This window comes from Streptomyces sp. NPDC031111 (assembly GCF_055570675.1).
In genome coordinates this window covers 67,574-90,025 of record NZ_JBVIGS010000001.1, presented here as the reverse complement: position 1 = coordinate 90,025, position 22,452 = coordinate 67,574, and the positions used below count along the sequence as shown (strand labels likewise).

Annotated in this window: 17 protein-coding genes, 1 other RNA gene and 2 pseudogenes; 4 read left to right on the top strand and 16 right to left on the bottom strand. The window is 71.6% G+C overall.

All coding sequences use genetic code 11. The features are described 5' to 3' along the window. From ACZ470_RS00345 to ACZ470_RS00305, 9 genes and pseudogenes are all read right to left on the bottom strand, one after another. Positions 1-1,419 carry an NAD-dependent malic enzyme gene (locus ACZ470_RS00345; RefSeq protein WP_468422975.1) on the bottom strand — a complete coding sequence of 473 codons (1,419 nt, stop codon included), beginning with the start codon at positions 1,417-1,419 and terminating at the stop codon, positions 1-3. Between the two features lie 403 nt (positions 1,420-1,822). After that, complete coding sequence (locus ACZ470_RS00340) at positions 1,823-4,120, bottom strand: HelD family protein (protein ID WP_468422973.1); 2,298 nt, start codon at positions 4,118-4,120, stop codon at positions 1,823-1,825. A 60-nt stretch (positions 4,121-4,180) separates the two neighbouring features. After that, positions 4,181-4,942: an anti-sigma factor family protein gene (locus ACZ470_RS00335; protein ID WP_468422971.1), complete on the bottom strand. Its 762-nt coding sequence runs from the start codon at positions 4,940-4,942 to the stop codon at positions 4,181-4,183. Positions 4,943-5,007: 65 nt separating this feature from the next. Beyond that, complete coding sequence (locus ACZ470_RS00330; RefSeq protein WP_004930798.1) at positions 5,008-5,592, bottom strand: sigma-70 family RNA polymerase sigma factor; 585 nt, start codon at positions 5,590-5,592, stop codon at positions 5,008-5,010. Between the two features lie 235 nt (positions 5,593-5,827). After that, positions 5,828-6,421 carry a CGNR zinc finger domain-containing protein gene (locus ACZ470_RS00325; protein WP_468422968.1) on the bottom strand — a complete coding sequence of 198 codons (594 nt, stop codon included), beginning with the start codon at positions 6,419-6,421 and terminating at the stop codon, positions 5,828-5,830. Between the two features lie 119 nt (positions 6,422-6,540). Then, a complete protein-coding gene (locus ACZ470_RS00320) occupies positions 6,541-7,698 on the bottom strand; it encodes a uroporphyrinogen-III synthase (RefSeq protein ID WP_468422966.1) in 1,158 nt (385 codons plus the stop codon). A gap of 129 nt (positions 7,699-7,827) precedes the next feature. Next, complete coding sequence (locus ACZ470_RS00315; protein WP_468422964.1) at positions 7,828-9,186, bottom strand: nitrate/nitrite transporter; 1,359 nt, start codon at positions 9,184-9,186, stop codon at positions 7,828-7,830. 154 nt (positions 9,187-9,340) lie between these two features. Beyond that, a complete protein-coding gene (locus tag ACZ470_RS00310; RefSeq protein WP_468422962.1) occupies positions 9,341-10,174 on the bottom strand; it encodes a hypothetical protein in 834 nt (277 codons plus the stop codon). A 26-nt stretch (positions 10,175-10,200) separates the two neighbouring features. Then, a pseudogene (locus ACZ470_RS00305) lies at positions 10,201-10,623 on the bottom strand (ATP-binding protein); the annotation flags it as partial. 5 nt (positions 10,624-10,628) lie between these two features. Between ACZ470_RS00305 and ACZ470_RS00300 the strand changes: the two are divergent. Further along, positions 10,629-10,889: pseudogene (locus ACZ470_RS00300) on the top strand (Scr1 family TA system antitoxin-like transcriptional regulator); the annotation flags it as partial. A 12-nt stretch (positions 10,890-10,901) separates the two neighbouring features. After that, positions 10,902-11,108, top strand: a complete 207-nt coding sequence (locus ACZ470_RS00295) for a DUF397 domain-containing protein (protein ID WP_468422960.1) — start codon at positions 10,902-10,904, stop codon at positions 11,106-11,108. A 302-nt stretch (positions 11,109-11,410) separates the two neighbouring features. Here ACZ470_RS00295 and ACZ470_RS00290 read toward each other — a convergent pair whose 3' ends face one another. From ACZ470_RS00290 to ACZ470_RS00275, 4 genes are all read right to left on the bottom strand, one after another. Then, positions 11,411-12,670 carry an acyltransferase family protein gene (locus ACZ470_RS00290; protein ID WP_468422958.1) on the bottom strand — a complete coding sequence of 420 codons (1,260 nt, stop codon included), beginning with the start codon at positions 12,668-12,670 and terminating at the stop codon, positions 11,411-11,413. Then, positions 12,667-14,868 (bottom strand): polysaccharide deacetylase family protein, encoded by a 2,202-nt coding sequence (locus ACZ470_RS00285; protein WP_468422956.1) that lies wholly within the window; start codon positions 14,866-14,868, stop codon positions 12,667-12,669. Before ACZ470_RS00285 ends, ACZ470_RS00290 begins: the two co-directional genes overlap by 4 nt. Beyond that, a complete protein-coding gene (locus ACZ470_RS00280) occupies positions 14,868-16,655 on the bottom strand; it encodes a hypothetical protein (RefSeq protein WP_468422954.1) in 1,788 nt (595 codons plus the stop codon). Before ACZ470_RS00280 ends, ACZ470_RS00285 begins: the two co-directional genes overlap by 1 nt. A gap of 179 nt (positions 16,656-16,834) precedes the next feature. After that, entirely contained in the window at positions 16,835-17,803 is a 969-nt protein-coding gene (locus tag ACZ470_RS00275; protein ID WP_468422952.1) for a LysR family transcriptional regulator, read from the bottom strand. A gap of 83 nt (positions 17,804-17,886) precedes the next feature. Here ACZ470_RS00275 and ACZ470_RS00270 point away from each other — a divergent pair, with 83 nt between their 5' ends. Together ACZ470_RS00270 and ACZ470_RS00265 are read left to right on the top strand one after the other, a co-directional pair. Beyond that, positions 17,887-19,203: an MFS transporter gene (locus ACZ470_RS00270; protein ID WP_468422950.1), complete on the top strand. Its 1,317-nt coding sequence runs from the start codon at positions 17,887-17,889 to the stop codon at positions 19,201-19,203. Positions 19,204-19,291: 88 nt separating this feature from the next. Next, positions 19,292-20,299 carry a LacI family DNA-binding transcriptional regulator gene (locus tag ACZ470_RS00265; protein ID WP_468422949.1) on the top strand — a complete coding sequence of 336 codons (1,008 nt, stop codon included), beginning with the start codon at positions 19,292-19,294 and terminating at the stop codon, positions 20,297-20,299. A 9-nt stretch (positions 20,300-20,308) separates the two neighbouring features. Here the strand turns inward: ACZ470_RS00265 and ACZ470_RS00260 are convergent, their stop codons facing one another. The 3 genes from ACZ470_RS00260 to smpB all read right to left on the bottom strand — a co-directional run bounded on the left by ACZ470_RS00260 (position 20,309) and on the right by smpB (position 22,400). After that, positions 20,309-21,292 carry an extracellular catalytic domain type 1 short-chain-length polyhydroxyalkanoate depolymerase gene (locus ACZ470_RS00260; protein ID WP_468422947.1) on the bottom strand — a complete coding sequence of 328 codons (984 nt, stop codon included), beginning with the start codon at positions 21,290-21,292 and terminating at the stop codon, positions 20,309-20,311. 107 nt (positions 21,293-21,399) lie between these two features. Next, positions 21,400-21,800, bottom strand: a transfer-messenger RNA (tmRNA) gene (gene ssrA / locus ACZ470_RS00255). 120 nt (positions 21,801-21,920) lie between these two features. After that, positions 21,921-22,400 (bottom strand): SsrA-binding protein SmpB, encoded by a 480-nt coding sequence (smpB, locus tag ACZ470_RS00250; protein WP_468422945.1) that lies wholly within the window; start codon positions 22,398-22,400, stop codon positions 21,921-21,923. Positions 22,401-22,452 lie beyond the last annotated feature (52 nt).

The window sequence follows — 22,452 nt, the reverse complement described above, 5'->3', positions numbered from 1 at the left end:
CTACGGGGCCGACGCGCCCGCGGCCTTCGCCGCGTCCCGCACGGCGCCCGCGACGGCGCCCGCGACCTTGTCGTTGAAGACGCTGGGGATGATGTAGTTCGGGTTCAGCTCGTCCTCGGTCACCACGTCCGCGAGCGCCTTCGCGGCGGCCAGCATCATCTCCGTGTTGACGGTGCGGGACTGGGCGTCCAGCAGACCGCGGAAGACACCGGGGAACACCAGCACGTTGTTGATCTGGTTGGGGAAGTCGGAGCGGCCGGTGGCCACAACGGCCGCCGTCTGACGGGCGATTGCCGGGTCCACCTCGGGGTCGGGGTTCGCGAGCGCGAACACGATCGCGCCCTCGGCCATCGCGGCCACGTCGGCGCCGTCGAGGACGTTCGGGGCGGAGACGCCGATGAAGACGTCGGCGCCGCGCACGGCCTCCTTCAGGGTGCCGGTGAGGTTCTCGGGGTTGGTGTTGTCGGCGATCCAGCGCAGGGCGGAGCCGGGGGCGGCGTCCACCAGGTCCTCGCGGCCGGCGTGCACCACACCGTGGATGTCGGCCACGACGGCGTTCTTCACACCCGCCGCGAGCAGCAGCTTCAGGATGGCCGTACCGGCCGCGCCGGCGCCGGACATCACCACGCGGATGTTCTCGATCGCCTTGCCGGTGACGCGCAGGGCGTTGGTGAGGGAGGCAAGGACGACGATGGCGGTGCCGTGCTGGTCGTCGTGGAAGACGGGGATGTCGAGGGCCTCGCGCAGCCGGGCCTCGATCTCGAAGCAGCGGGGTGCGGAGATGTCCTCCAGGTTGATGCCCGCGAAGCCCGGCGCGATGGCCTTGACGATCTCGACGATCGCGTCGGTGTCCTGGGTGTCCAGGCAGATCGGCCAGGCGTCGATACCGGCGAACCGCTTGAACAGGGCCGCCTTGCCCTCCATGACCGGCAGCGCGGCCTTCGGGCCGATGTTGCCCAGGCCCAGCACGGCGGAGCCGTCCGTCACGACCGCAACGGAGTTCCGCTTGATGGTCAGGCGGCGGGCGTCCTCGGGGTTCTCGGCGATGGCCATGCAGACGCGGGCCACGCCCGGCGTGTAGACCATGGAGAGGTCGTCACGGTTGCGGATGGGGTGCTTCGACGCCATCTCGATCTTGCCGCCGAGGTGCATCAGGAACGTACGGTCCGAGACCTTGCCGAGGGTGACGCCCTCGATGCCGCGCAGCTCCTCGACGATCTCGTCGGCGTGGGCGGTGGAGGAGGCCGCGATGGTGACGTCGATGCGCAGCTTCTCGTGTCCGGACGCGGTGACGTCGAGGCCGGTCACCGAGCCTCCGGAGGACTCCACGGCGGTGGTGAGCTGCGAAACGGCGGTTCCGCTCGCGGGCACCTCCAGCCGGATCGTCATCGAGTAGGAGACGCTGGGCGCCGTTGCCATGGCCGACTTCCTCTGCTTTTACCGTGTCGCTGAATGTGCCGTCCGATCGTCGCACCTACCCCTGAGTACGCGGTAGCCGCCTCGGATTGCGGACGTTTTGTTCACCGGCACGTACCGTGTTTTCGGAAAAGAGTTTCCACCATACGAGAGTCGCTCGGGCAAGAAAAGAGGCCCACGTCACATTCCGTGACGTGGGCCTCTCAAGGGCCTAAGTGACACCGACCCGCCATGCTCGCCTCGCGGCAAGTGGTCGCTCGTAGCGACGAAGGTTGGGCCCGGGGGCTTGGATCGGGCCGGTGCCACACCAAGGCTAACAAACGGATCCGGTAAGGCCATTCCCGTGGCGCAAGCGCTTTTTCGGGACGGCCTCAGCCCCTCGGAGCCCTCAGTCCCCCGGGCGCCCTCAGTCCCTCAGCAGATCCGGTACTCCGTTCGCGTCCGGCTCGTCGCGGTCCGTCGAGACGACCGTCAGCTGCTGGGTCGCGCGGGTCAGGGCGACGTACAGGACGCGCAGGCCGGCCGGGGACTCGTCGGCGATCTCCGCCGGGGAGACGACGATCGTGGCGTCGTACTCCAGACCCTTGGCCTCCAGGCTGCCGAGCGCCACCACGCGGTCGCCGAGCCCGTCGAGCCAGCGTCGGGCCTCCTCGCGGCGCTGCATGGCGACGACCACACCGACGGTGCCGTCCACGCGGTCCAGCAGCCGGGCCGCCTCCGCGCGCACGGTCTCGGCGAGCGCACCGTCCGCGACGGAGAAGCGCGGTTCGACGCCGGTGGAACGGACCGCCTTCGGCGACTCGGCACCGGGCATGGCGAGGGCGAGCACCTTCGAGGCGAGCTCGGCGATCTCCGCCGGGTTGCGGTAGTTCACGGTGAGCTCGAAACGGCGGCGCGGGCGGGTGCCGAGGGCCTCGTCGCGGGCCTGGGCGGCCTCGTCGGGGTCGGACCAGGAGGACTGGGCCGGGTCGCCGACGATCGTCCAGGTGGCGTGCCGGCCGCGACGGCCGACCATGCGCCACTGCATCGGGGTGAGGTCCTGGGCCTCGTCGACGATGACATGGGCGTACTCGACGCGCTCCTGGGCGAGCCGCTCGGCCCGCTCGCGCTGTGTCTCCTCACGCACCGGCATCAGCTCCTCCAGGCCGGTGAGCTGGTCCAGCGGGTCGAGCTCGCGCTTCTTCCGGGGGCGCGCGGGGGTGCCGAGGATGGACTGGAGCTCGTCGAGGAGCGCGATGTCGTGCACCGAGCGCCCCTCCCGCTTCAGCGAGCGGGCGACCTTGCGGACCTCGCCGGGGTTGAGGATCCGCCGGGCCCAGCGGCCGAGGCGTCTCTCGTCGGCCATGGCGTCCAGGACGGCGGACGGGGTCAGCTCGGGCCACCAGGCGTCGAGGAAGGCGATGAAGTCGTCCTCGGAGGTGATGTCCTCGTCGAAGGAGGCGCGCAGCTCGGCGGCCAGCTCCGGGTCGGTGTGCCGGTTCCCGGCGCCGGAGCGCTCCCACAGGGCGTCCAGGAGCAGCTTGCGGGCGCGGGGGCGCAGCAGGTTGACCGGGGCGGTGCCGCCGAGGGCGGTGCGGCGGATGCCCGCCAGCTCCTCCGCCTCCAGCTCCAGCCGGCGGCCGAACGCGACGACGCGCAGCCGCTGCGGCGAATCGTTCAGCTCCAGCGCTCCGCGCGCGGCCTTCCGCACCACCTTGAGCATGCGGTACGAGCCCTTGGCGCGGGCCACCGACGGGGAGTCGTACAACGTGGCCTCGGCGCCGTCGACCAGCGAGCCGATGGCGCGGATGGCGACCTGCCCCTCCTCGCCGAGGGAGGGCAGCACGCCCTCGGTGTAGGCGACGAGCAGCGGGGTGGGCGAGACGATCAGGATGCCGCCCGCGTACCGGCGCCGGTCCTGGTAGAGCAGGTAGGCCGCGCGGTGCAGGGCGACGGCGGTCTTGCCGGTGCCGGGTCCGCCCTCGACGTAGGTCACGGAGGCGGCGGGGGCGCGGATCACCAGGTCCTGCTCGGCCTGGATGGACGCCACGATGTCCCGCATGGTGTGCGTACGGGCCTGGCCGAGCGCGGCCATCAGGGCGCCGTCGCCGATCACGGGCAGCTCGTGGCCGTCCAGGGACGCCGTCAGCTCGGGGCGCATCAGGTCGTCCTCGACGCTCTGGACACGGCGGCCCTTGGAGCGGATCACGCGACGGCGTACGACCCGGCCGGGGTCGACCGGCGTGGAGCGGTAGAACGGGGCGGCGGCGGGGGCCCGCCAGTCGATCACCAGCGGGGCGTAGTCCTCGTCCAGCACGCCCATGCGGCCGATGTGCAGGGTCTCGGCGATGTCGGCGGTGTTGTCGGGGCGTACGGCCCCCTCGGCGGGCTCGACGGCGGTGTACGCGCCGTCCGGGCCCTTCTTGCCGTCCTTGCCGAGCAGCAGGTCGATACGACCGAAGAGGAAGTCCTCGTACTCGTTGTTCAGCCGGTTGAGGTGGACGCCGGCCCGGAAGACCTGGGCGTCCCGCTCGGCGAGGGCGCCGGGCGTGCCGACCTGGCCGCGCCGGGCGGCGTCGCGCATGAGGAACTCGGCCTCGTGGATCTTCTCCTCGAGGCGCAGGTACACCCGGTCCAGATGTTCCTGTTCGACTCGGATCTCCCGGTCGCGAACGGAGTCGTGAACCGGATCGACCGCGGATTCCTGTTGAGCCTGAGCGGCCACCGGGCCCCCTTCTGACGTGCTGGGCAGCCGTCAACCGTACGCGAAGGGGGCCCCGATCGGCTACGCGTCGACCTCCACGAGCAGCTTTCCGTCGAAGGTCATGACCTGGAAGTGGTCGATCTCGTTGGGCTGGAACGCGGCGCCGCCCTGGACGTAGAGCGGCTGCTTGGCCTTGTCCGTCGTGGCGTCCGGCAGTCCGTAGCCCTCGCCGGGTACGGACCAGGAGTTGACGGTCTCGCGCTCGCCGTTCTTGCCGACGGCGATCAGCGAGCACTTCTGGGGGCCCTCGACGTTCTTCAGCTCCGTGACGATCTCGGTGCCCCAGAGCTTCTTCTCCAGGGCCACCGTCGCGGTCACCTGGGTGCCGGGGTCGGTCGCCATGATCTTCTCGGAGCTCTTGTCGAAGGCATCCTTGGCGGGGTTGGCCGCGAGCGTCCGGTTGGTACCGCTCCCGCCGCCCCCGTCGTCGTCCCCGCCGCTCGCCGCGACGGCCACGAACGGGCCGCTGACGATCAGCGCGCCCGCGGCGGCCACCATGTAGAAGTTGCGTCGGCGCTTCCGGGCGCGGCGCTCGGCGACCTCGTCGACCAGCTTCTCCACCACGCGCGGGGAGGGCTTGGCGGACAGCGACTCGCCCAGCGCGGGCGTGCCGGTGCCGGGCAGGTCCGCGAGCGCGGCCAGCATCGGTTCCATGCCGGCGAGTTCGTCGAGCTGCTGGGCGCACCACTCGCAGGTCGCCAGGTGCGCCTCGAAAGCGGTTGCTTCGGCGTCGTCGAGAATCCCGAGGGCGTAGGCGCCGACGGTCTCGTGTTCGTTCGGCACCGGTGATCCCTGCATGGGACCAGACATACCCGTACCGCCCTCTCCGTATCCCCCGTACACACTCGTCACGCCGTCACCCCCCGCTCCTCCAGAGCCAGCTTCATCGACCGCAGGGCGTAGAAGACCCGGGAGCGGACGGTGCCGCTGGGTATGCCGAGTGTCTGCGCCGCCTCATTGACGGTACGCCCCTTGAAGTAGGTCTCGACGAGGACCTCCCGGTGGGCCGGGGTCAGGTCGTCGAGCGCGTCCGACAGCGTCATCAGCCACAGCGCCTTGTCGATCTCGTCCTCCGCGGGGATGACCTCCAGCGGCGACGGATCGACCTCCTGCGGCCGGGCCTGCCGACTGCGGTGGCCGTCGATGACGATGCGCCGGGCGACCGTCACCAGCCAGGGGCGTACCGAACCGGTCGCCCGATTGAGCTGACCGGCGTTCTTCCAGGCACGGATGAGCGTTTCCTGAACGACGTCCTCGGCGCGCTGCCGGTCTCCGGCGACCAGCCGCAGGACGTAGGCCAGCAGAGGTCCGGCGTGCTCGCGGTACAGCGCGCGCATCAGCTCCTCGTCGGGTTCCGAGGGCTGTGAGGACATGCGATGTCGGGCCCTCGCTCCACGTTCATTGGCCACGGCCGCATCCTTGCGCACGCCCACCTCCGGTGTCCGGGGGATCCCCCAGTCGGTCGCTCGACAACCGGTACGGGCGGGGGGCGTTGGATGTTCAACGCGGGGTGACAGTTTTCTGTGGGGTGACGTGACGACCGGGACATGAACCCACAATCCCCCCGCCACTTCTTTACATTTCCGACACAACGACAACGGTGTGACGACGGTCACTGTGCGGGGGCGGGTGAACGGCGGTGTAACCGACGTCACTTCGGCGTGTCGGTCAGGCCCGCGCGAGCGCCGCGCGGCGGCGGTGCCGGGCCACGCGTTCCCGGTTGCCGCAGATCTCGCTGGAGCACCAGCGCCGCCTGCGCCCCCGGGAGGTGTCGAGGTACACGATGGGGCAGTTGTCGCCCTCGCACTGCCTCAGACTCGCCCGCGCGACGGGGTCGGTGAGCAGGTCCACGGCGTCCCGCGCGACCGCCGCGAGCAGCGCGGCACGGCCCGGCGGTCCGTCGAGCCGGCGCACCAGCACACCGTCGTCGGCGGGCACCGCGCGGGGCGCCGGGGGTGCGGCGCGGGCGAGTTCGTTGACCCGCGCGAGCGCGAGGTCGTACGAGCGGACACCGGGCGCCGGCCGGCCGCGCACCAACGGGGCGAGCTGACCGCGCAGTTCGCGGAAGGCCACCAGCCAGGAGGCGTCGGCGTGGGCCAGCGCGGTGTCCGTCGGCACGAGCCCGGAGCCGGTGATCCAGGCCCGCAGCACCTCCACGGAGCCGAGCCGTTCCTCGGGGTGGGTGGTCGCGAGCAGATCCAGGCAGATCCGCCCGGTGTCGAATCGCAGCTCGTGGGGCGCCGTGACCGTACCCAGTGCCATGTTCCTGCCACCGCCTAGGTTGGCCCCGCGCGTGTGGGGGGCCGGTGTGAGCGATCCGGGAAACCGTTCCCTCCCACAGTGCCTGCCCACCCCGGCGGCCGTAACCCCCCGGGCCCGTCTCAGCCGTCCGCGTCGTACTTCGACTCCGCCGACGGGTCCAGGGCGAGGCGGTAGCCCCGTTTGACGACGGTCTGGATCAACTTCGGGGCGCCGAGGGCGGAACGCAGGCGGGCCATCGCGGTCTCCACCGCGTGCTCGTCACGGCCCGCTCCCGGAAGCGCCCGCAGCAGCTCCGCGCGGGAGACGACCCAGCCGGGCCGCCGGGACAGCGCCCGCAGCAGGGACATCCCGGCCGGCGGTACGGGCCTGAGCGCGCCGTCGACCAGGACCGCGTGGCCCCGGATCTCCACCCGGTGCCCGGCGACGGGCAACGAGCGGGCGCGGCCCGGCAGTTCCTTGCAGAGCAGCTGGACCAGCGGGCCGAGCCGGAAGCGCTCGGGCTGGACCGTGTCGAGGCCGCGGGCCTGGAGGGGCAGCGCGGTGACCGGGCCGACGCAGGCGGGCAGCACGTCGTGCCCGAGGGCGGCCAGCAGGTCGTCGAGCAGTCCGCGCTCCTCCGCGCGGGAGAGGAGGGACGCGGCGGCGGGCGCGCTGGTGAAGGTGACCGCGTCCAGGGTGCGGGCGACGGCCGCGTCGATGAGCCGGTCCACGGGACCGAGGTCCTCCGGCGGCAGCCACCGGTACACCGGCACCCCCACCACCTCCGCTCCCCCGGCCCGCAGCGACTCCACGAACCCGGGCAGCGGCTCACCGTGCAGCTGGACGGCGATCCGCAGTCCGTCGACGCCCTCCTCCAGCAGCCGGTCGAGCACCTCCGCCATCGACTCCGACGCCGGCGACCACTCCTCCGTCAGCCCGGCGGCCCGGATCGCGCCCTTCACCTTGGGCCCGCGCGCCAGGATCCGCACCCCGCGCAGCCGCGCCAGCAGGTCCTCGCCCAGTCCCCATCCGTCGGCGGCCTCCACCCAGCCCCGGAACCCGATGGCGGTGGTGGCGACCGCGATGTCCGGGGCCTGCCCGATGATGTCCTTGGTGGCGGCCAGCAGCTCGCTGTCGTCGGCGAGCGGCACGATCCGCAGGGCCGGGGCGTGCAGCACGGCGGCTCCGCGCCGCTCCAGCAGCGCACCCAGTTCGTCGGCCCGGCGCGCCGCGGTCACACCCACGGTGAACCCCGCGAGGGGCCCGTGCTCCGGTGGCTGCTCTTGTTCGTCGTACATGGCTCTCGTCCCGGCTCGAGTCGGCGTACTGCGCGAAGGTGCGGCTCCACCTTCATGCCGAGCGAGCCTGTCAACGATCCATGACAGGCTCGGTTCGGCTTCATGTCACCAGTGTTACGTCACTTCGCGTCACACTTCGGCGTAGCTGAGCTGCGGCTTCTCCTCCGGCGCCGGGCTCGCGCCACCCGCGCGGGCGACCGGGCGGCGGAGGTATACGGCCCAGGTGACCGCGAAGCAGACCGCGTAACAGGCGAGGAACGCGACGAACGCGCCGGTGCCGGAGCCGTAGGAGAGGAAGGACTGGCGGAAGGCCAGGTTGATGCCGACCCCGCCGAGCGCGCCCACCGCGCCGATCAGCCCCATCGACGCCCCGGACAGCCGCCGCCCGTACGCGGCGGCCTCCTCACCCGCGAGCCCCTTGGCCAGGGCCTTCGCCTGGAAGATGCCGGGGATCATCTTGTACGTCGACCCGTTGCCGAGGCCGGTCAGCACGAACAGCACCACGAACGCGACGGTGAACAGCGCCAGCGACTTCTGCATGGAGGCGACGATCAGCACCGCCGTCGCCGCTCCCATGGCGACGAAGTTCCACAGCGTGATCCGCGCGCCGCCGTAACGGTCGGCGAGCGAACCCCCCACCGGGCGGATCAGGGAGCCGAGCAGCGGGCCGATGAAGGTGACGTACGCGGCCTCCAGGGGCGTGCGGTCGAACTGGTTCTGGAGCACCTGCCCGAAGGCGAAGCTGTAGCCGATGAACGAGCCGAAGGTGCCGATGTAGAGGAACGACATGATCCAGGTGTGCGCGTCCCGGGCGGCGTCCTTGGCGGCACCGGTGTCGTTCTTCACCGAGGCGAGGTTGTCCATGAACAGCGCGGCGAGGACGGCGGCGACGACGATCAGCGGGATGTAGATGCCGAGCAGCACCCGCGGCCCGCCGCTCGCGCCGATGATCGCGAGGGCGGCGAGCTGGATCACCGGGACGCCGATGTTGCCGCCGCCGGCGTTCAGCCCGAGCGCCCAGCCCTTCTTCCGCAGCGGGAAGAAGGCGTTGATGTTGGTCATGGAGGAGGCGAAGTTGCCGCCGCCGATACCGGCCAGCAGGCCGACGAGGAGGAAGGTGGAGAAGGACGTCCCCGGCTCCATCACGGCGAACGCGGCGACGGTGGGCACGAGCAGCAGTCCGGCGGAGACGATCGTCCAGTTCCGCCCGCCGAACACCGCGACGGCGAAGGTGTACGGCACCCGGACCACGGCACCGACCAGCGTGACCATGGACGTGAGCAGGAACTTGTCGGCCGGGGTGAGCCCGTACTCGGGGCCCATGAAGAGCACCAGCACGGACCACATCGTCCAGACGGAGAACCCGATGTGCTCGGAGAGCACGGAGAAGAGCAGGTTGCGCCGGGCGATCTTCTCTCCGGTGCGGTTCCAGAAGGTCTCGTCCTCCGGGTCCCACTCCTGAATCCAGCGGCCACTGCGGGCTGTCATGAGGCCTCCACTGCTCTTCGGGACGCGGACGGTGCCGCGAGGGGCTGATTCCGAAGGTAGGGAGGGAGCGTTTCCGGTCTGTGGCACGCGGTGACCGGTAGGGAACGTTGCTCTCACCTGTGGCGGAGGCCGGGTGAGAGGTACACCCGCGACGTCAGCGCTGCGGGGGCTGCCAGTGGGGGTTCTGCTGGGGGTGGGGCGGCTGGGCGGGCTGACCGTATGGGGTGCCGTAGGGGGCGGCCGGGGGCTGCTGGGCGTAGGGGCCCGGGGCCGGGGCGGCCTGAGGAGGCTGCGGGGGCTGGTACCCGTACCCCGGCACCGGTGCCGCACCTGGCACTGGCACACCCCCATACGGCCCGCCACCACCCCCGAAGGGATTCCCGTGCCCCGGCATCTGCCCGCCCGGGGGCAGGTAGCGCACCCGGCCCGTCTCGTCGGCCATCGGCGCGAACCCCGCCGCCTGCAACCGCGCCGCGAACTTGGCGTTGCGCTTGCGGTTGACGACGAACCCGACACCGAAGACGGCCATCAGGCCCACCCAGATCAGGGCTGCGATGACGAAGTCGGAGGACGTGCCCCCGAGCTGGTAGGCGGTGGCCACGCAGCCGATGGACACACCGAGGGCCCCGTAGCCCATCCGCTTCTCGGCGCTCTTGCCGGTCAGATCGAAGTTGATGCGCGCCTTGAGCAGTTCGAAGGCGTCCGGCACGAGCGGCGGCAGGGACACCCCGTCACCGGCGTTCGGGTACTGCGCCCAGTTCTGCGCCGCCCGTGCCCGCCCCTGCGGGCTGAGGTCGGGCACGATCAGCATCTTCAGCTGACTGTTGTTCCCGCCGCCCTGCCGCACGTCGGCGTACTCGTACCCGAACTGCTGGGCTATGAAGGCGAGTTTGGCGAGCTTCTTCACGGACGCCATCGGACTGGTGAGCTCGACGGCCTCCCCACTTGCCATCAACTGCAGCATCTTCTGCACCTGCCGCTTACTCATCCACCCTCGCCCCCTGGCCCCACTGTTCACTTCCGCAACAGGGGCAGTGTGGCACGCCTGCCGACTTCGAACCACAGCAACTTTCCGGCCCCGCGCCGCAGCATCCCGTCACCGAGGGCCCAGCCGCCCCACGAGTCGGCGTACTCCTGCACGAGACGCAGGCCACGCCCGCTTTCGGCATCGGGCTGAGCAAGCGGGACGGACTCCCCGCCGGCTCCGCTGAACCGGGCGGGAATACAGGGGTCGCTGTCCCACACCCCGACCCGCAGCCGGCCGTCGCTCAGACACGTGAGCCGCAGGGACGAGGCCCCCTTGGTGTGCAGGTAGGCATTGGTCACCAGCTCCGACGCCAGCAACTCCACGACGTCGCGGGCGTCCTGCATACCGTGCCCATCGAGCGCGGCCCGCACCGTCATGCGTGCGACGCGTACCGCGCGGGGGTCACGGGGGCGGCGAGATGCCCCACGTCACCATCCGAGTGATCCCGTTCGGCACGGCCTACTTCCCGAGCACCAGCCAGTCCTTCGACTACCTCTCGGGCGCTGTACCGCAGCTCGACACGGTCCAACTGGACACGCACCACGGGGGCTGCGGATTCCTGGACGCGGAGGCACAGTTGGCCAAGTACCGAGCCGTACTGGACCACATGACGTCCTGCGCACTCGGCCCCGCCGAGTCCCGCGACTTCATCCACAACCTCATCCGGAAAGCCTGAGAAGGAAACACCGTGCAGACCACCCGCTGGCGCAAGTCGTCCCACAGCGGCGACAGTTCGAACTGCGTGGAAATAGCCACGACTCCCGCCACCGTCCTCATACGCGACTCGAAGAAGACGCCCAGCCCTGAGCTCGGCCTCTCCCCCACCACATGGGTTACCTTCCTCGCGTACATAAGTCAGTGCTCTTCGATGACGTCGATCACGACAGCGAAGTGACGTTCAAGGTCACGGGCGAACTCCTCCCCTCCCTTTCCGGGGACCACGTGATGCCACCAGGCAAACGCCTGCGGGTCAGCAAGCCTGATGGGCACAGTCGCGATCTTGCGAAACCGCTCGTCGACAAATCCTTTCCGATACCCACGACCCCTTCTTGGCTTCGTCACCCTCCTCTGCGCACCCCACCTCGCCTCCTGGCATCGAGGGTCACACTCACCACAAGAGACTCACCGAACACCTCGCCCGAACCGTGCGGTTCTACTCCGGCAGCCGCACGGCCCTCTCGGCTCGGGCACGTGCCGTCAGCCGCGGTGTGCCCCGGCCCTCGGCTGGGGCCGGTTGCTCCTACTGCCGTTCGGCCACAGGCTTGGCTTGCGTTTTGCCGCGAGGTCCTCGACCCAGCCGACCGCGAGGATCATCAGGCCGATGAGCGGCCAGACCAGGGCGAAGGTCCAGATCGTGTACGTGCTGTCGAGAGCGGCCGTCGCCCGCTCACTCTGCATGAACGGGAGCTCGTACAGCAGGTCGATGATCGGGAACGTCGCCATGATCATCATGTTGTGCCACAGGTAGATGGTGACCGCCCGGTTGTTGGACAGGGTCACCAGCTTGTCCCAGTTCGCCAGGCGTCCGGGGAGTTCCCGCCACGACGGGGAGTATTGGAGCAGGATCACCACGAAACCGAACGACCAGGCGGCATCGGCCAGCGGGATCTCGTTGAGGTCCCAGCCGGCGGGACCGAGGTGGCCCGAGGCCCACCACACGCCGAAGGCCATGATCAGGGACGCGAGGGAGACGGAGACGTACCGCGGGATCTGCTTCAGCAGGCCGTCGTGGTGGGCGAAGCCCAGGACCCAGCAGCCGCCGTAGACCGCGAAGTCCGTGACCGCGTTGCCCAGCTCCCCGGGGATCGTCACCAGGCCCGTGCCGACGATCGCCGTCAGGCCGATCGGGGCGAGCATGGTCGGCCAGGGTGCCCGCCGGTAGAGCCAGAGCAGCAGTGGCGACGCGACGACGAACCACAGGTAGGCGCGCAGGTACCACAGCGGTCCCACCGTCTCGTCGGCCCAGGTGCTCTCCAGCGGACCCAGGACTCCGGCATCCACCGGGTAGGGCGGGGCGCCGATCGGGACGAGGTAGTTGACCAGATTGATCAGGCCCCAGGTCCCGTCCTGGTCGGGGTCCTCCGACGGGTTCCAGCCGCCCGCGAACAGCAGCGCCAGCACGACCACGGCGAACACCCACAGGGGCGGCAGCAGTCGGCGGACCCGCCCGCGGATCACGCTCCACGCCGGACGCTTCAGTGAACGCGCCATCAGGGAGCCCGCGAGCGCGAACATCACGCCCATCGACGGGAACAGCACCGTCAGCCAGGCCCAGCCGAAGAGGTGGTACAGCACGACACGGACCAGGGCGATGGAGCGCAGGACGTCCAGGTACCGGTCACGGACCGGCTTCCTGGGCTCCGGGGCGGGCTCCGTCGTCCGCTGCTGAGGGAGCATCCCGTACGGGCCCGTCGGTTCGGGGCTCGTGCCCGTGCCGGTCGTGTATCCGTGGGTCATGCCACGGGCCTCCGATCATCGCTGCCCCGCCCGCGTTGGCCCGGCACCGCTCCGGCGACGGGGGCCCCGACCACGCCGGTGCGCCGCAGCTTCTGCCAGCGCAGGCGGCCGCCGGTGAGCGCGGTGATCCAGGACTGGAGCAGCACGACGTACATGAGTTGGCGGTAGAGGATCTGCTGGAGCGGCAGCGAGATCAGATGGGTCATGCGCTCCCGGTCGAGGCGGAACGCGTACGCCGCGCAGACCGCCTGGATGGCCAGGACGCCCAGCCAGGCCACGATCGTCTTCTCGGTCGGGCCGAAGACGATGCCGTAGAGGAGGAAGACGTCGATCAGGGGGGCCAGCAGGGGGGCCAGGACCATGAAGAGGGAGACGAAGGGGAGGCCCACGCGGCCGAAGCGGCCCGAGGGGCCCTTCTCGATCACCGCGCGGCGGTGCTTCCAGATGGCCTGCATGGTGCCGTACGACCAGCGGTAGCGCTGGGACCAGAGCTGCTGGACGGTCTCCGGGGCCTCGGTCCAGGCGCGGGCGTTCTCGGCGTAGACCACGCGCCAGCCGGCGCGGTGCAGCGCCATGGTGACGTCGGTGTCCTCGGCGAGCGTGTCGTCGCTCATGCCGCCGATGGGCTCCAGGGCGGAGCGGCGGAAGGCGCCGACCGCGCCGGGAATGGTCGGCATGCAGCCGAGGATGTCGTACATCCGGCGGTCCAGGTTGAAGCCCATCACGTACTCGATGTGCTGCCAGGCGCCGATGAGGCTGTCCTTGTTGCCGACCTTCGCGTTGCCGGCGACGGCTCCGACCCGGGGGTCGCCGAAGGGCTGGACGAGTTCGCGGACGGTGGACGGCTCGAAGACGGTGTCGCCGTCCATCATCACGACGATGTCGTAACGGGCGTTCGCCAGGCCCCGGTTGAGCGCGGCCGGTTTACCCGCGTTGAGCTGGCGGATCACCCGTACGTTGGGCAGGCCCATCGCCTCGACGAGGCGGGCGGTGCCGTCGGTGGAGCCGTCGTCGATGACGAGCACCTCGATCGGGTGGTCGCTCGCCATCAGGGAACGGACCGTGTTCTCGATGCACTTGGCCTCGTTGTACGCCGGGACCAGCACCGTCACGGGCTCGGTGACCGGCGGGCCCCAGCGGAAGTTCCTGCGGCGGACCCGGCGGGCGTGGACACCGGAGAGGAGCAGCATCAGCACGAACCGGCCGATGACCAGGGTGCCGATGATCGCCAGACCGACCACGAGGACGTCGGTGATGTGCTCCGAGGCCTGGACCAGGAAGATCCACGCCTTGCCCTTCCACAGGTCGGCGCCGGTGACCGGACTGTGCGCGCTGGGCACGCCCAGGGCCTCGGTCAGGTTGTCGAACTCGTAGCCCTTGGCCTTCAGGTCGGGCAGGAAGCGGTCGAGCGCCGCGACGGTCTGGCTGCGGTCGCCGCCGGAGTCGTGCATCAGGACGATGGCGCCCTCGCGGCCCTCGGGCGTGGCGCGGCGGATGATCTCGTCGGCGCCTGGCCGCTTCCAGTCCTCGCTGTCGGTGTTGTTGACGACGGTGAGGTAGCCGCGGCTGCCGATGTACTGGGTGACCGGCCAGGTCTCGTTGTCCATCGCCGCGGCGAAGGAGGAGTACGGCGGGCGGAACAGCGAGGTGCGGATGCCGGCCGCGCCGGTGATCGCCAGCTGGTTCTGCGACAGCTCCCAGTCGATGCGCTTCTTGGACTGGAGGGCGAGGTCGGGGTGGTTGAAGGTGTGCAGGCCGATCTCGTGGCCCTCGTCGACCATGCGCTTGACGAGGTCCGGGTAGCGGGAGGCCATGGTGCCGGTGACGAAGAACACCGCGTGGGCGTCGTGCTTCTTCAGCACGTCGAGCACCCTCGGGGTCCAGGTCGGGTCGGGGCCGTCGTCGAAGGTGAGGACGAGGCGGCGGTCGGGCACGCTCAGGCTCTGGGTCTGTCCGGCGCGGGCGTCGATGACCGGGCCGCCCTCCAGTATTTCCTCCGGCACCTGTGTGGTGGGGGCGGGCGCCTGGACCCGGTGGTCGGCGAGGATCTCGCTGTGCACGTAGCCGCGCAGCATGAGCATCGCGGCCAGGGCGACGAGGACGAGCACCGGGAGCAGCAGGCGCAGGGGCACGCGGCGACGCGGGGAGCCGCCACGGGCCTGGCGGGGAGGCCGGTGGCGGGGGGAACGGGATGCCATCAGACGACGTTCTCCGGGGACGGTGCGGCGGGTTCGGTGGACGGGTCCGGCTGCGTGGCGGAGCCGTCGGAGGCGGCGACCGGCCGGTCGGCGGGGGCGCCGGCGACGTTGTCGGTGCCGCCGGCCTCACCGCCGCCCGTCGGGGCGGTCGTCACGGGGTCGGGGTCCTCGGACACCGGCGGGTCGACGGGCGGGGTGCTCATGGTGTCGTCCGGGGGCGTGGCGGTGGCGTCGTCGTCGCCGGTGGCCGGTTTCGAGGGGTTCTTCGCGGTCGGCGTCGGTGACGGGTCGGCGGCGTCGGGCTGGTCCGCGGTGCCGTCGGTGCCCGGGGCGGGGACGGTGGCGCCGGGGGTGGGCAGGGTGGACGCGCCGGTGCTCGGCGTGGTGCCGGGGGCGAGGCTGGTGCCGGAGCTGGGGGTGTCGTCCGTCTCGGTCGGCTGGGGGGTGGTCTCGACCTTCCCGGCGGGCTTGTTCTCCTGGCCGGGGGCGGGCATCCAGGGGGCGTCGGAGTTGCCGGACAGCAGGGTGGCGACCATGACGACGGCGTAGCCGGCGCAGGCGAGGCCGATGGCCATGCCGATGCGGCGGTAGAGCCGGCTGCGGCGGCCGGACTCGTCGACGAACACGGGTCCGGCGGCGTCCTGCCCTCCGCCCGGCCCGCCCTGCGCGCGCCGCAGCTCCAGTCCTTCCCCGATCTGTACGGAGTCGAGCTGGACCGTCACCTCGTGCGGGTCGTGGGTGGCCGCCGCGACGGGCTCGTCGGCCTCCTCCTGCCAGGGGTCGCGGACGGGGGTGCGGGGCGCCGGCGGGGAGGCGGCGACGACGCGGGTGTCGTCCAGGGGGGAGCCGGGGGCTCCGGCTGCTCCGGGGGTGCCCGAGGGTCGGGGGCCGCCCGCACGGGAGGAAGGCGCGTGGGGTGCGTGCGGGGAGCCGGCGGCTCCGGGGGTGCCGGAGGGTCGGGGGCCGCCCGCGCGGGACGAAGGTGCGTGGGAGCCGGGGGTTCCGGGGTTCCCCGAGGGGTGGGGGCCGCCCTCACCCGGGGAGGGTGTCGTCGCCTTGGGGCCGGGGGTGCCGCCCGGCTGGCGGGGGATCCGCAGGGCGGTGGTGCGCTCGGAGTCCCAGGGGGTGTCGGTCCGGTCCCCGGACGGCTTCGGCCGGTCCGGTGCCGGGGGGACACGTACGTCACCGGCGCGCGCGGCGGGGTCCGGGCGGTGTGCGGTGGAGTCCGGGCGGCTGGTGCCGCGGTCGGGGCGGTCAGGGCCGCGGTGGGAGCGGTCGGTGCCGGAATCCAGGCGGCCTGCTCCGAGGTCGGCGCCGGAGTCGGGGCGGCCCGCGCCGGAATCCGGACGGCCGGCGCCGCGGTCCAGGCGGCCCGCGCCGAGGCCGGGGCGGTCGGCGCCGGAATCCGGGCGGCCTGCGCCGCGATCCAGGCGCCCCGCGCCGGAATCCGGACGGCCGGCGCCGGAGTCGGGGCGGCCCGCGCCGAGATCCGCGCCGCGCGTGGCGTCGGGCAGCACCTGGGTCTTGTCGTTCCCGCTGGGGAAGACCCCGAGCCGGGCCCAGCGGGCCTCGAGGGAGTCGGGACCGGAATCGGGCGCGCGTGAGGACTCGCGCGAGTCCTCACGGGTGTCCGCGCCGGGTCTCGCGCCGGGCTTGTCGCTCAGGGGGAGGACGCGTGTCTCACGCAGGTCCTCGTCCTCGGTGTTCTCCGGGATCCCACCGAACGCCCCCGCGGCCCCGGGCCGTTCCGGCCGTTCCGGTTGGGCGTCTTCTCGCCAATTTTCCACGCGCACGCACTTCCCCCCACAGGACACTTCCGGCGCGCGCACGACCCGAGCACCCGCCGACGGACCGGGCCCCCACCCGCTCCGAGCGCCCCGTTTATCACACTGTGCTCGGGCAATGAATGTAGCGCACGCGGGGGTTCTGTGTTCGCCGTGCGCTCATTCGTATCGGTAGTGAGACATCACGGGTTCGCCATCACGAGACTATCCCGATCGGGAAGCCACCCCTCCGCCGGGCGCCGCAACCAGCCCTCCTCCGCCGCGACCAGGGCCGCGGCCCGCCGCAGCTCGTCCAGAGCGGGATGAATCAGACCCTTCCGCCACACCAGGGACACCGGCGACAGCGGGACCGGCTCCACGAGAGGGCGCAGCACCGTCGAGGGCAGTGGCGGAAAGTCGACCACGGCGAGCACCGGATGACGCGTTCTGGCCATGATCCGCTGGAACTCCTCCTCCCCGACGGCCAGCGGCGCGGGCGACGCGAGCGTGATCCCGCGCCCTTCGAACAGCAGCCGTGCGAGGTCCGTCCACTCCGGCGTGCGGGGGTTGCCCGCCCCGGCGTAGACCGTCTCGCCGGCCAGCGCGGCCAGCGGCACCTCCTCCCGTGCCGCCAGCGGGTGGTCCTCGGGCAGCACGATCGCCATCGGCTCGTAGCGCACGGGCTGCTGGTCGAGACCGGCCCGCAGCGCGCGGGCGAGCCCCGCGAACCGGCCGAAGGACGCGTCGAGCCGCCCCGCGAGCAGCTCCCCCGCGGCCCCCGTCAGCCCGCTCTCGTAGCGGGCCATCAGCTCGTGCCCGGGGGCGAGTTCGCGGGCCCGGTGCAGCACCCGGCGCGGGGTGTTCAGGCCCGGGGAGTTGAGGTCCACCAGCAGGGGCCGCGTCTGTCCGGCGGCGGCGAGCAGGTCGTCGTGCGCCTGGAGCACCGCGCGGGCGTACGGCAGCAGGCGTTCGCCGTCGGCGGTGAGCGTCACCTGGCGGGTGGTCCGTACGAACAGCTCGCTGCCCAGCTCCCGTTCCAGTCTCCGTACGTCCCTGCTGAGGGCCTGCTGGGCGATGAAGAGGCGCGCGGCGGCCCGCGTGAAGTGCAGCTCCTCGGCGACGGTCACGAAGGCGCGCAGCAGACGGGGGTCGAGGTGGGCGGGGTCCGGCACCTCGTGAACTTACAACACAGGTGCGTCAATCGGCATCCGGAAGGTGTTGGACCGGCCGCCGCGCCACGGGCGACGGTGGGGCCATGCCTCAGCCGACCTCCCGGGACACTCCCCTGCTCACCCTCACCGCCGACACCCTGGTCGCGGTCGACTTCCGCCCGCGCGGGCGGAACGAACCCCGCGCGAAGGGCCCGTACCGCCGCCTGTTCGACGTGCCCGGCGCCCGCGCGTTCACCGCCGGGAACCTCATCGCGCGGCTGCCGATGGGCATGTTCAGCGTGAGCGCGGTCGTGATGATCGCGGGGACGCGGGGGTCGTACGCGCTCGCCGGCGCCGTCACCGCGACGGGCCTGGCGGCGACGGCGGTGGTCGCCCCGTGGACAGCGCGCCTGGTCGACCGGTACGGACAGGCCCGGGTCGCGCTGCCGGCCACGGTGTTCGCCGTGCTCGGCTCCCTCGCCCTGCTGCTCTGCGTACGCCACGGCGCCCCCGACTGGACCCTGTTCGCCTCCTACGCCGCGACCGCCACCACCCCGAACACCGGCGGGATGTCCCGCGCCCGCTGGGCCCACCTTCTCAAGGGGGACGCCGAGGCCCTGCACACCGCGAACTCCTTCGAGCAGGCCGCCGACGAACTCTGCTTCATGCTCGGCCCCGTGCTCGCGGCCCTGCTGTGCGGGACGCTCTTCCCGGAGGCGGGCACGCTGGTGGGTGCCGTGCTGCTGCTGACGGGTGTCCTGCTGTTCACGGCCCAGCGCTCGACCGAGCCGCCGGCCCAGCGGCGTTCCTCCGCGCGGGCGCCGTTCCGGGCACCCGGCATGCGCCCGCTGCTGCTCGTCTGCCTGGCGACGGGCGCGGTGTTCGGCTCGATGGAGGTCGTGACCATCGCGTTCGCGGACGAGCGGGGGCACCGCTCGGCGTCCGGGGCGGTGCTCGCGCTCCAGGCGGCCGGTTCCTGTGCGGCGGGGCTGCTGTACGGGGCGACGCGCCCGGCGGGGTCCGCGCGGACCCGGCTGCCCTGGTGTCTCGCCGCGATGGCCGCGCTGATGACCCTGCCGCTGCTGGCGGCCGGACTGACCGGTTCGCTCCTGGTGCTGGCGGGGGCGCTGCTGCTCGCCGGGATGGCGACCGCGCCGACGATGGTCACCACGATGACCCTAGTCCAGCGCTACACCCCCGAGGGCCGGCTGAACGAGGGCATGACGCTCGCGGTGACCGGACTGCTCGGCGGGATCGCCTGCGGCAGCGCGGCGGGCGGCTGGACGGTGGAGCACGTCTCGGCGGTGGCCGGGTACGGAGTGCCGGTGACGGCGGCCGTGATCGCCCTCTTCGTCTCCCTCGTGACCCTCTCCCGGTTCGGGCGGTCGAACCGCTCCACCGATTTCATCCCGGCCCATTGACGAGCACAGGCCCCGCACATACCTTCACCCGTCGAAGCGCTTCGAAACCGCTTTCTATCCCCACGGACAGTGCCAGTGAGGACCCCCGATGGTGAAGATCACGGATGTGGCCCGGCGCGCCGGGGTCTCCCCCAGCACGGTCTCGTACGCGCTCAGCGGCAAGCGGCCGATCTCCGACGCGACCCGGCTCCGCGTCCAGGCGGCGGTGCGCGAGCTGGGCTACCGCGCGGACGGCGGCGGCCGCGGCGGGGCCGACCGCGGGACGAAGGTGCTGGCCCTCGCGGTCCCGATGCGCTCGGGGGTCCATGTGCCGGTGGTGACGCAGTTCGCGGTGTCGGTGGTCACCGCCGCCCGCGCCCACGACCACGACGTACTGCTGCTCACCCAGGGGGAGGGCGAGGAGGGGCTCCGGCGCGTCGTGGACACGGGGCTGGCGGACGCGGTGATCGTGATGGACGTCCAGCTCCAGGACCCGCGGCTGCCCCTGCTGCGGGCGCGGTCCTTACCGTCCGTACTGATCGGTGTCCCCGCCGAGCCGGACGGGCTGACCTGTGTCGACCTGGACTTCCGGGCGGCGGGCGAGCTGTGCGTGGACCATCTGGCGCGGCTCGGGCACCGGGTGGTGGCGCTGGTCGGCTCGCCGCCGGAGGTGTACGTACGGCGGACCGCTTTCGCGCGGCGCCTCGTGGAGGGGTTCACCTCCGCCGCCGACCGGCACGGGCTCACCTCCGCCGTGCACCCGTGCGGGACCGGCCGTGAGGCCGCCCGCGCGATCGCCGAGCGGCTGGTGCGCGAGCTGCCCGCGCTGACCGGGGTGGTCGTGCACAACGAACCGCTCCTCGACCCGCTGATCGACGCCTTCGAACGGCTGGGGCTGAGCATTCCCGGCGATCTGTCCCTGACCGCCGTCTGCCCGTCCCCCGTCGCGGCGGCCGCCCGTGTCCCCGTCACCTCGGTCGCCGTCCCGTCGGCGGAACTGAGCACCCGCGCGGTGCACCTGCTGATGCGGAAGCTGTCCGGCGCTCCCGTGCCGGGGGCCACCCTGCTGCCGCCCCGGCTGACGGAACGGGCGAGCACGGCACCGCGCGGGGCGTGACGCACCGCTTCAGCCCAGTTCCCAGGCCTTCCCGAGCCGGTACGCGGCGCACAGGCCGACGTCGAGGAAGTACGCCCCGGCCGTCCCGCACTGCTCGCTCCCGCTGCCCGGGTCGACGGGCTGGCCGTGCCCCATGCCGGTGAGACCGTACGTCTCGACCACCGCGTCCCCGCCCGGGCCCCGGAAGACCTGGTGCGGATATCCGGCGACGGTGTCGCTGACGTCGGCGGTGCGGTCGGCGCCGTGCACGTCGGTCCACTGCTCCACGAGGTCGGTCATGTTGGCGGGCCGCACCGTGTAGTCGGCCGTGCCGTGCAGGACGGTGAGGGCGGGCCAGGGGCCGGTGTACCCGGGCCGTGCGGCGCGCACCCGGTCGCCCCACTGGCCCGGGGTCTGGGTGGCACCGACGTACATGCAGACGTACGGCGACCCGGCGGCCTGCGCGCACCCGTACGGCAGTCCGGCGACGACACCGCCCGCGGCGAACTTCTCCGGGTACGCCGCCATCATCACGGCGGTCATCGCGCCGCCGGCGGACAGTCCGGTGACGTGGACGCGCGAGGCGTCCCCGGAGACGTCGGCGAGCTGCCGGTCGACCATCTGGGCGAGGGAGGCGGCCTCCCCCTGTCCACGCCGGATGTCGGAGTCCTGGAACCAGTTGAAGCACTGGCTGAGGTTGTTGGCGCTCTGCTGCTGGGGCAGCACGACGGAGAAGCCCCAGCGGTCGGCGAGCGTCGTCCAGCCGGTGCCGCCCGCGTATCCGGCGGCGTTCTGGGTGCAGCCGTGCAGGGCGAGGACGACGGGCCGGCCGGCGGGCAGCCCCTCGGGAACGTACCGGTACATCTTCAGGGCCCCGGGGTTGCTGCCGAAGCCCGTGACCTCCTGGAGGGAGGCGACCTGGAGGGAGGCGGCGGCGGCCGGGGCGGGGGTGAGCAGCACGGAGAGCAGCGCTGCGAGGACGGTGAGCAGGGTTGCGGCTCTGGTCTGTGTCATGGGGAGGGAAGGTAGAAGCGTGAACCAGCCCTCAATATGGGGCCGGGCCCCACAAACACGACGAGGACCCGGTGGCGTCACACCACCGGGTCCTCGTCACATGGAGATTGTGGAGATGGCGGGAATCGAACCCGCGTCCAACGGTGCGGAACCAGGGCTTCTCCGTGTGCAGTCCGCTTCGATTTTCTCGGCCCCGGAGATCACGCGAACAAGTCTCCGACGGGCCCAGTCACTGTTTGGTTTCCCTCTTCACCCCGTGACCGGGATCAAGGTTTAGTCCCCTAGCTGATGCCAGGATCCGGGTCGGGAACACCCCCGGGCTGACACTCCCTTTAGTAGGAGGCTCGCTCTGCTACCTGAGATCAGGCAGCGAGGGCGAAGGCCTGCTGGGAGGAATCGCGCTTAGAGTTGGCGATTATTTTTTTCGGCCTGTGGTTTACGAGATCATGGCCGCTTCCTCGACACGCTTCCCCTGCTTCGACAGCCGCTGTCGAAACCGATCATCCCCATGTTGTTTTTTCAAACCCTCCGAGAGGAGGCCCTCCGAGGAGGGGGCGTGCACCCTCCGTGGGGCGCGTTGCCATCGTACGTGACCAACGCACGACCGTGCCAGCCTATTCCCGGGGGGTCAGGCCCGCTGCTTGCGGCGGATCGCCGAGATCGTCCGCTCCGCCTCGCGCCGGTCCTGCTTCTCGCGCAGCGTCTGCCGCTTGTCGTACTCCTTCTTGCCCTTGGCCAGCGCGATCTCGACCTTCGCGCGGCCGTCCTTGAAGTACAGGGCCAGCGGCACGATGGTGTGCCCGGTCTCCTGGGACTTCGACTCCAGCTTCTCGATCTCCGCGCGGTGCAGCAGCAGCTTGCGCTTGCGCCGCGCGCTGTGGTTGGTCCAGGTGCCCTGGCTGTACTCCGGCACGTGCACGTTGTGCAGCCACGCCTCGTGGTCGTCCAGCTGGACGAAGCCGTCCGCCAGCGACGCCCGGCCCTGGCGCAGGGACTTCACCTCGGTGCCGGTGAGGACCAGGCCGGCCTCGTAGGTGTCGATGATGAGGTAGTCGTGCCGCGCCTTCTTGTTCTGCGCGATCAGCTTGCGCCCTTTTTCCTTAGCCATAGTGCCGCCCATTTTCGCACTACGGAGGGGGTCCGCGGGAAGCCGATTACCG

Coding starts and splice junctions, on each gene's coding strand:
- ACZ470_RS00345 (WP_468422975.1), bottom strand. CDS start 1,419: ATGGCAACGGCGCCCAGCGTCTCCTACTCGATGACGATCCGGCTGGAG.
- ACZ470_RS00325 (WP_468422968.1), bottom strand. CDS start 6,421: ATGGCACTGGGTACGGTCACGGCGCCCCACGAGCTGCGATTCGACACC.
- ACZ470_RS00320 (WP_468422966.1), bottom strand. CDS start 7,698: ATGTACGACGAACAAGAGCAGCCACCGGAGCACGGGCCCCTCGCGGGG.
- ACZ470_RS00315 (WP_468422964.1), bottom strand. CDS start 9,186: ATGACAGCCCGCAGTGGCCGCTGGATTCAGGAGTGGGACCCGGAGGAC.
- ACZ470_RS00310 (WP_468422962.1), bottom strand. CDS start 10,174: ATGAGTAAGCGGCAGGTGCAGAAGATGCTGCAGTTGATGGCAAGTGGG.
- ACZ470_RS00290 (WP_468422958.1), bottom strand. CDS start 12,670: ATGACCCACGGATACACGACCGGCACGGGCACGAGCCCCGAACCGACG.
- ACZ470_RS00285 (WP_468422956.1), bottom strand. CDS start 14,868: ATGGCATCCCGTTCCCCCCGCCACCGGCCTCCCCGCCAGGCCCGTGGC.
- ACZ470_RS00270 (WP_468422950.1), top strand. CDS start 17,887: ATGCCTCAGCCGACCTCCCGGGACACTCCCCTGCTCACCCTCACCGCC.
- ACZ470_RS00265 (WP_468422949.1), top strand. CDS start 19,292: ATGGTGAAGATCACGGATGTGGCCCGGCGCGCCGGGGTCTCCCCCAGC.
- ACZ470_RS00260 (WP_468422947.1), bottom strand. CDS start 21,292: ATGACACAGACCAGAGCCGCAACCCTGCTCACCGTCCTCGCAGCGCTG.
- smpB (WP_468422945.1), bottom strand. CDS start 22,400: ATGGCTAAGGAAAAAGGGCGCAAGCTGATCGCGCAGAACAAGAAGGCG.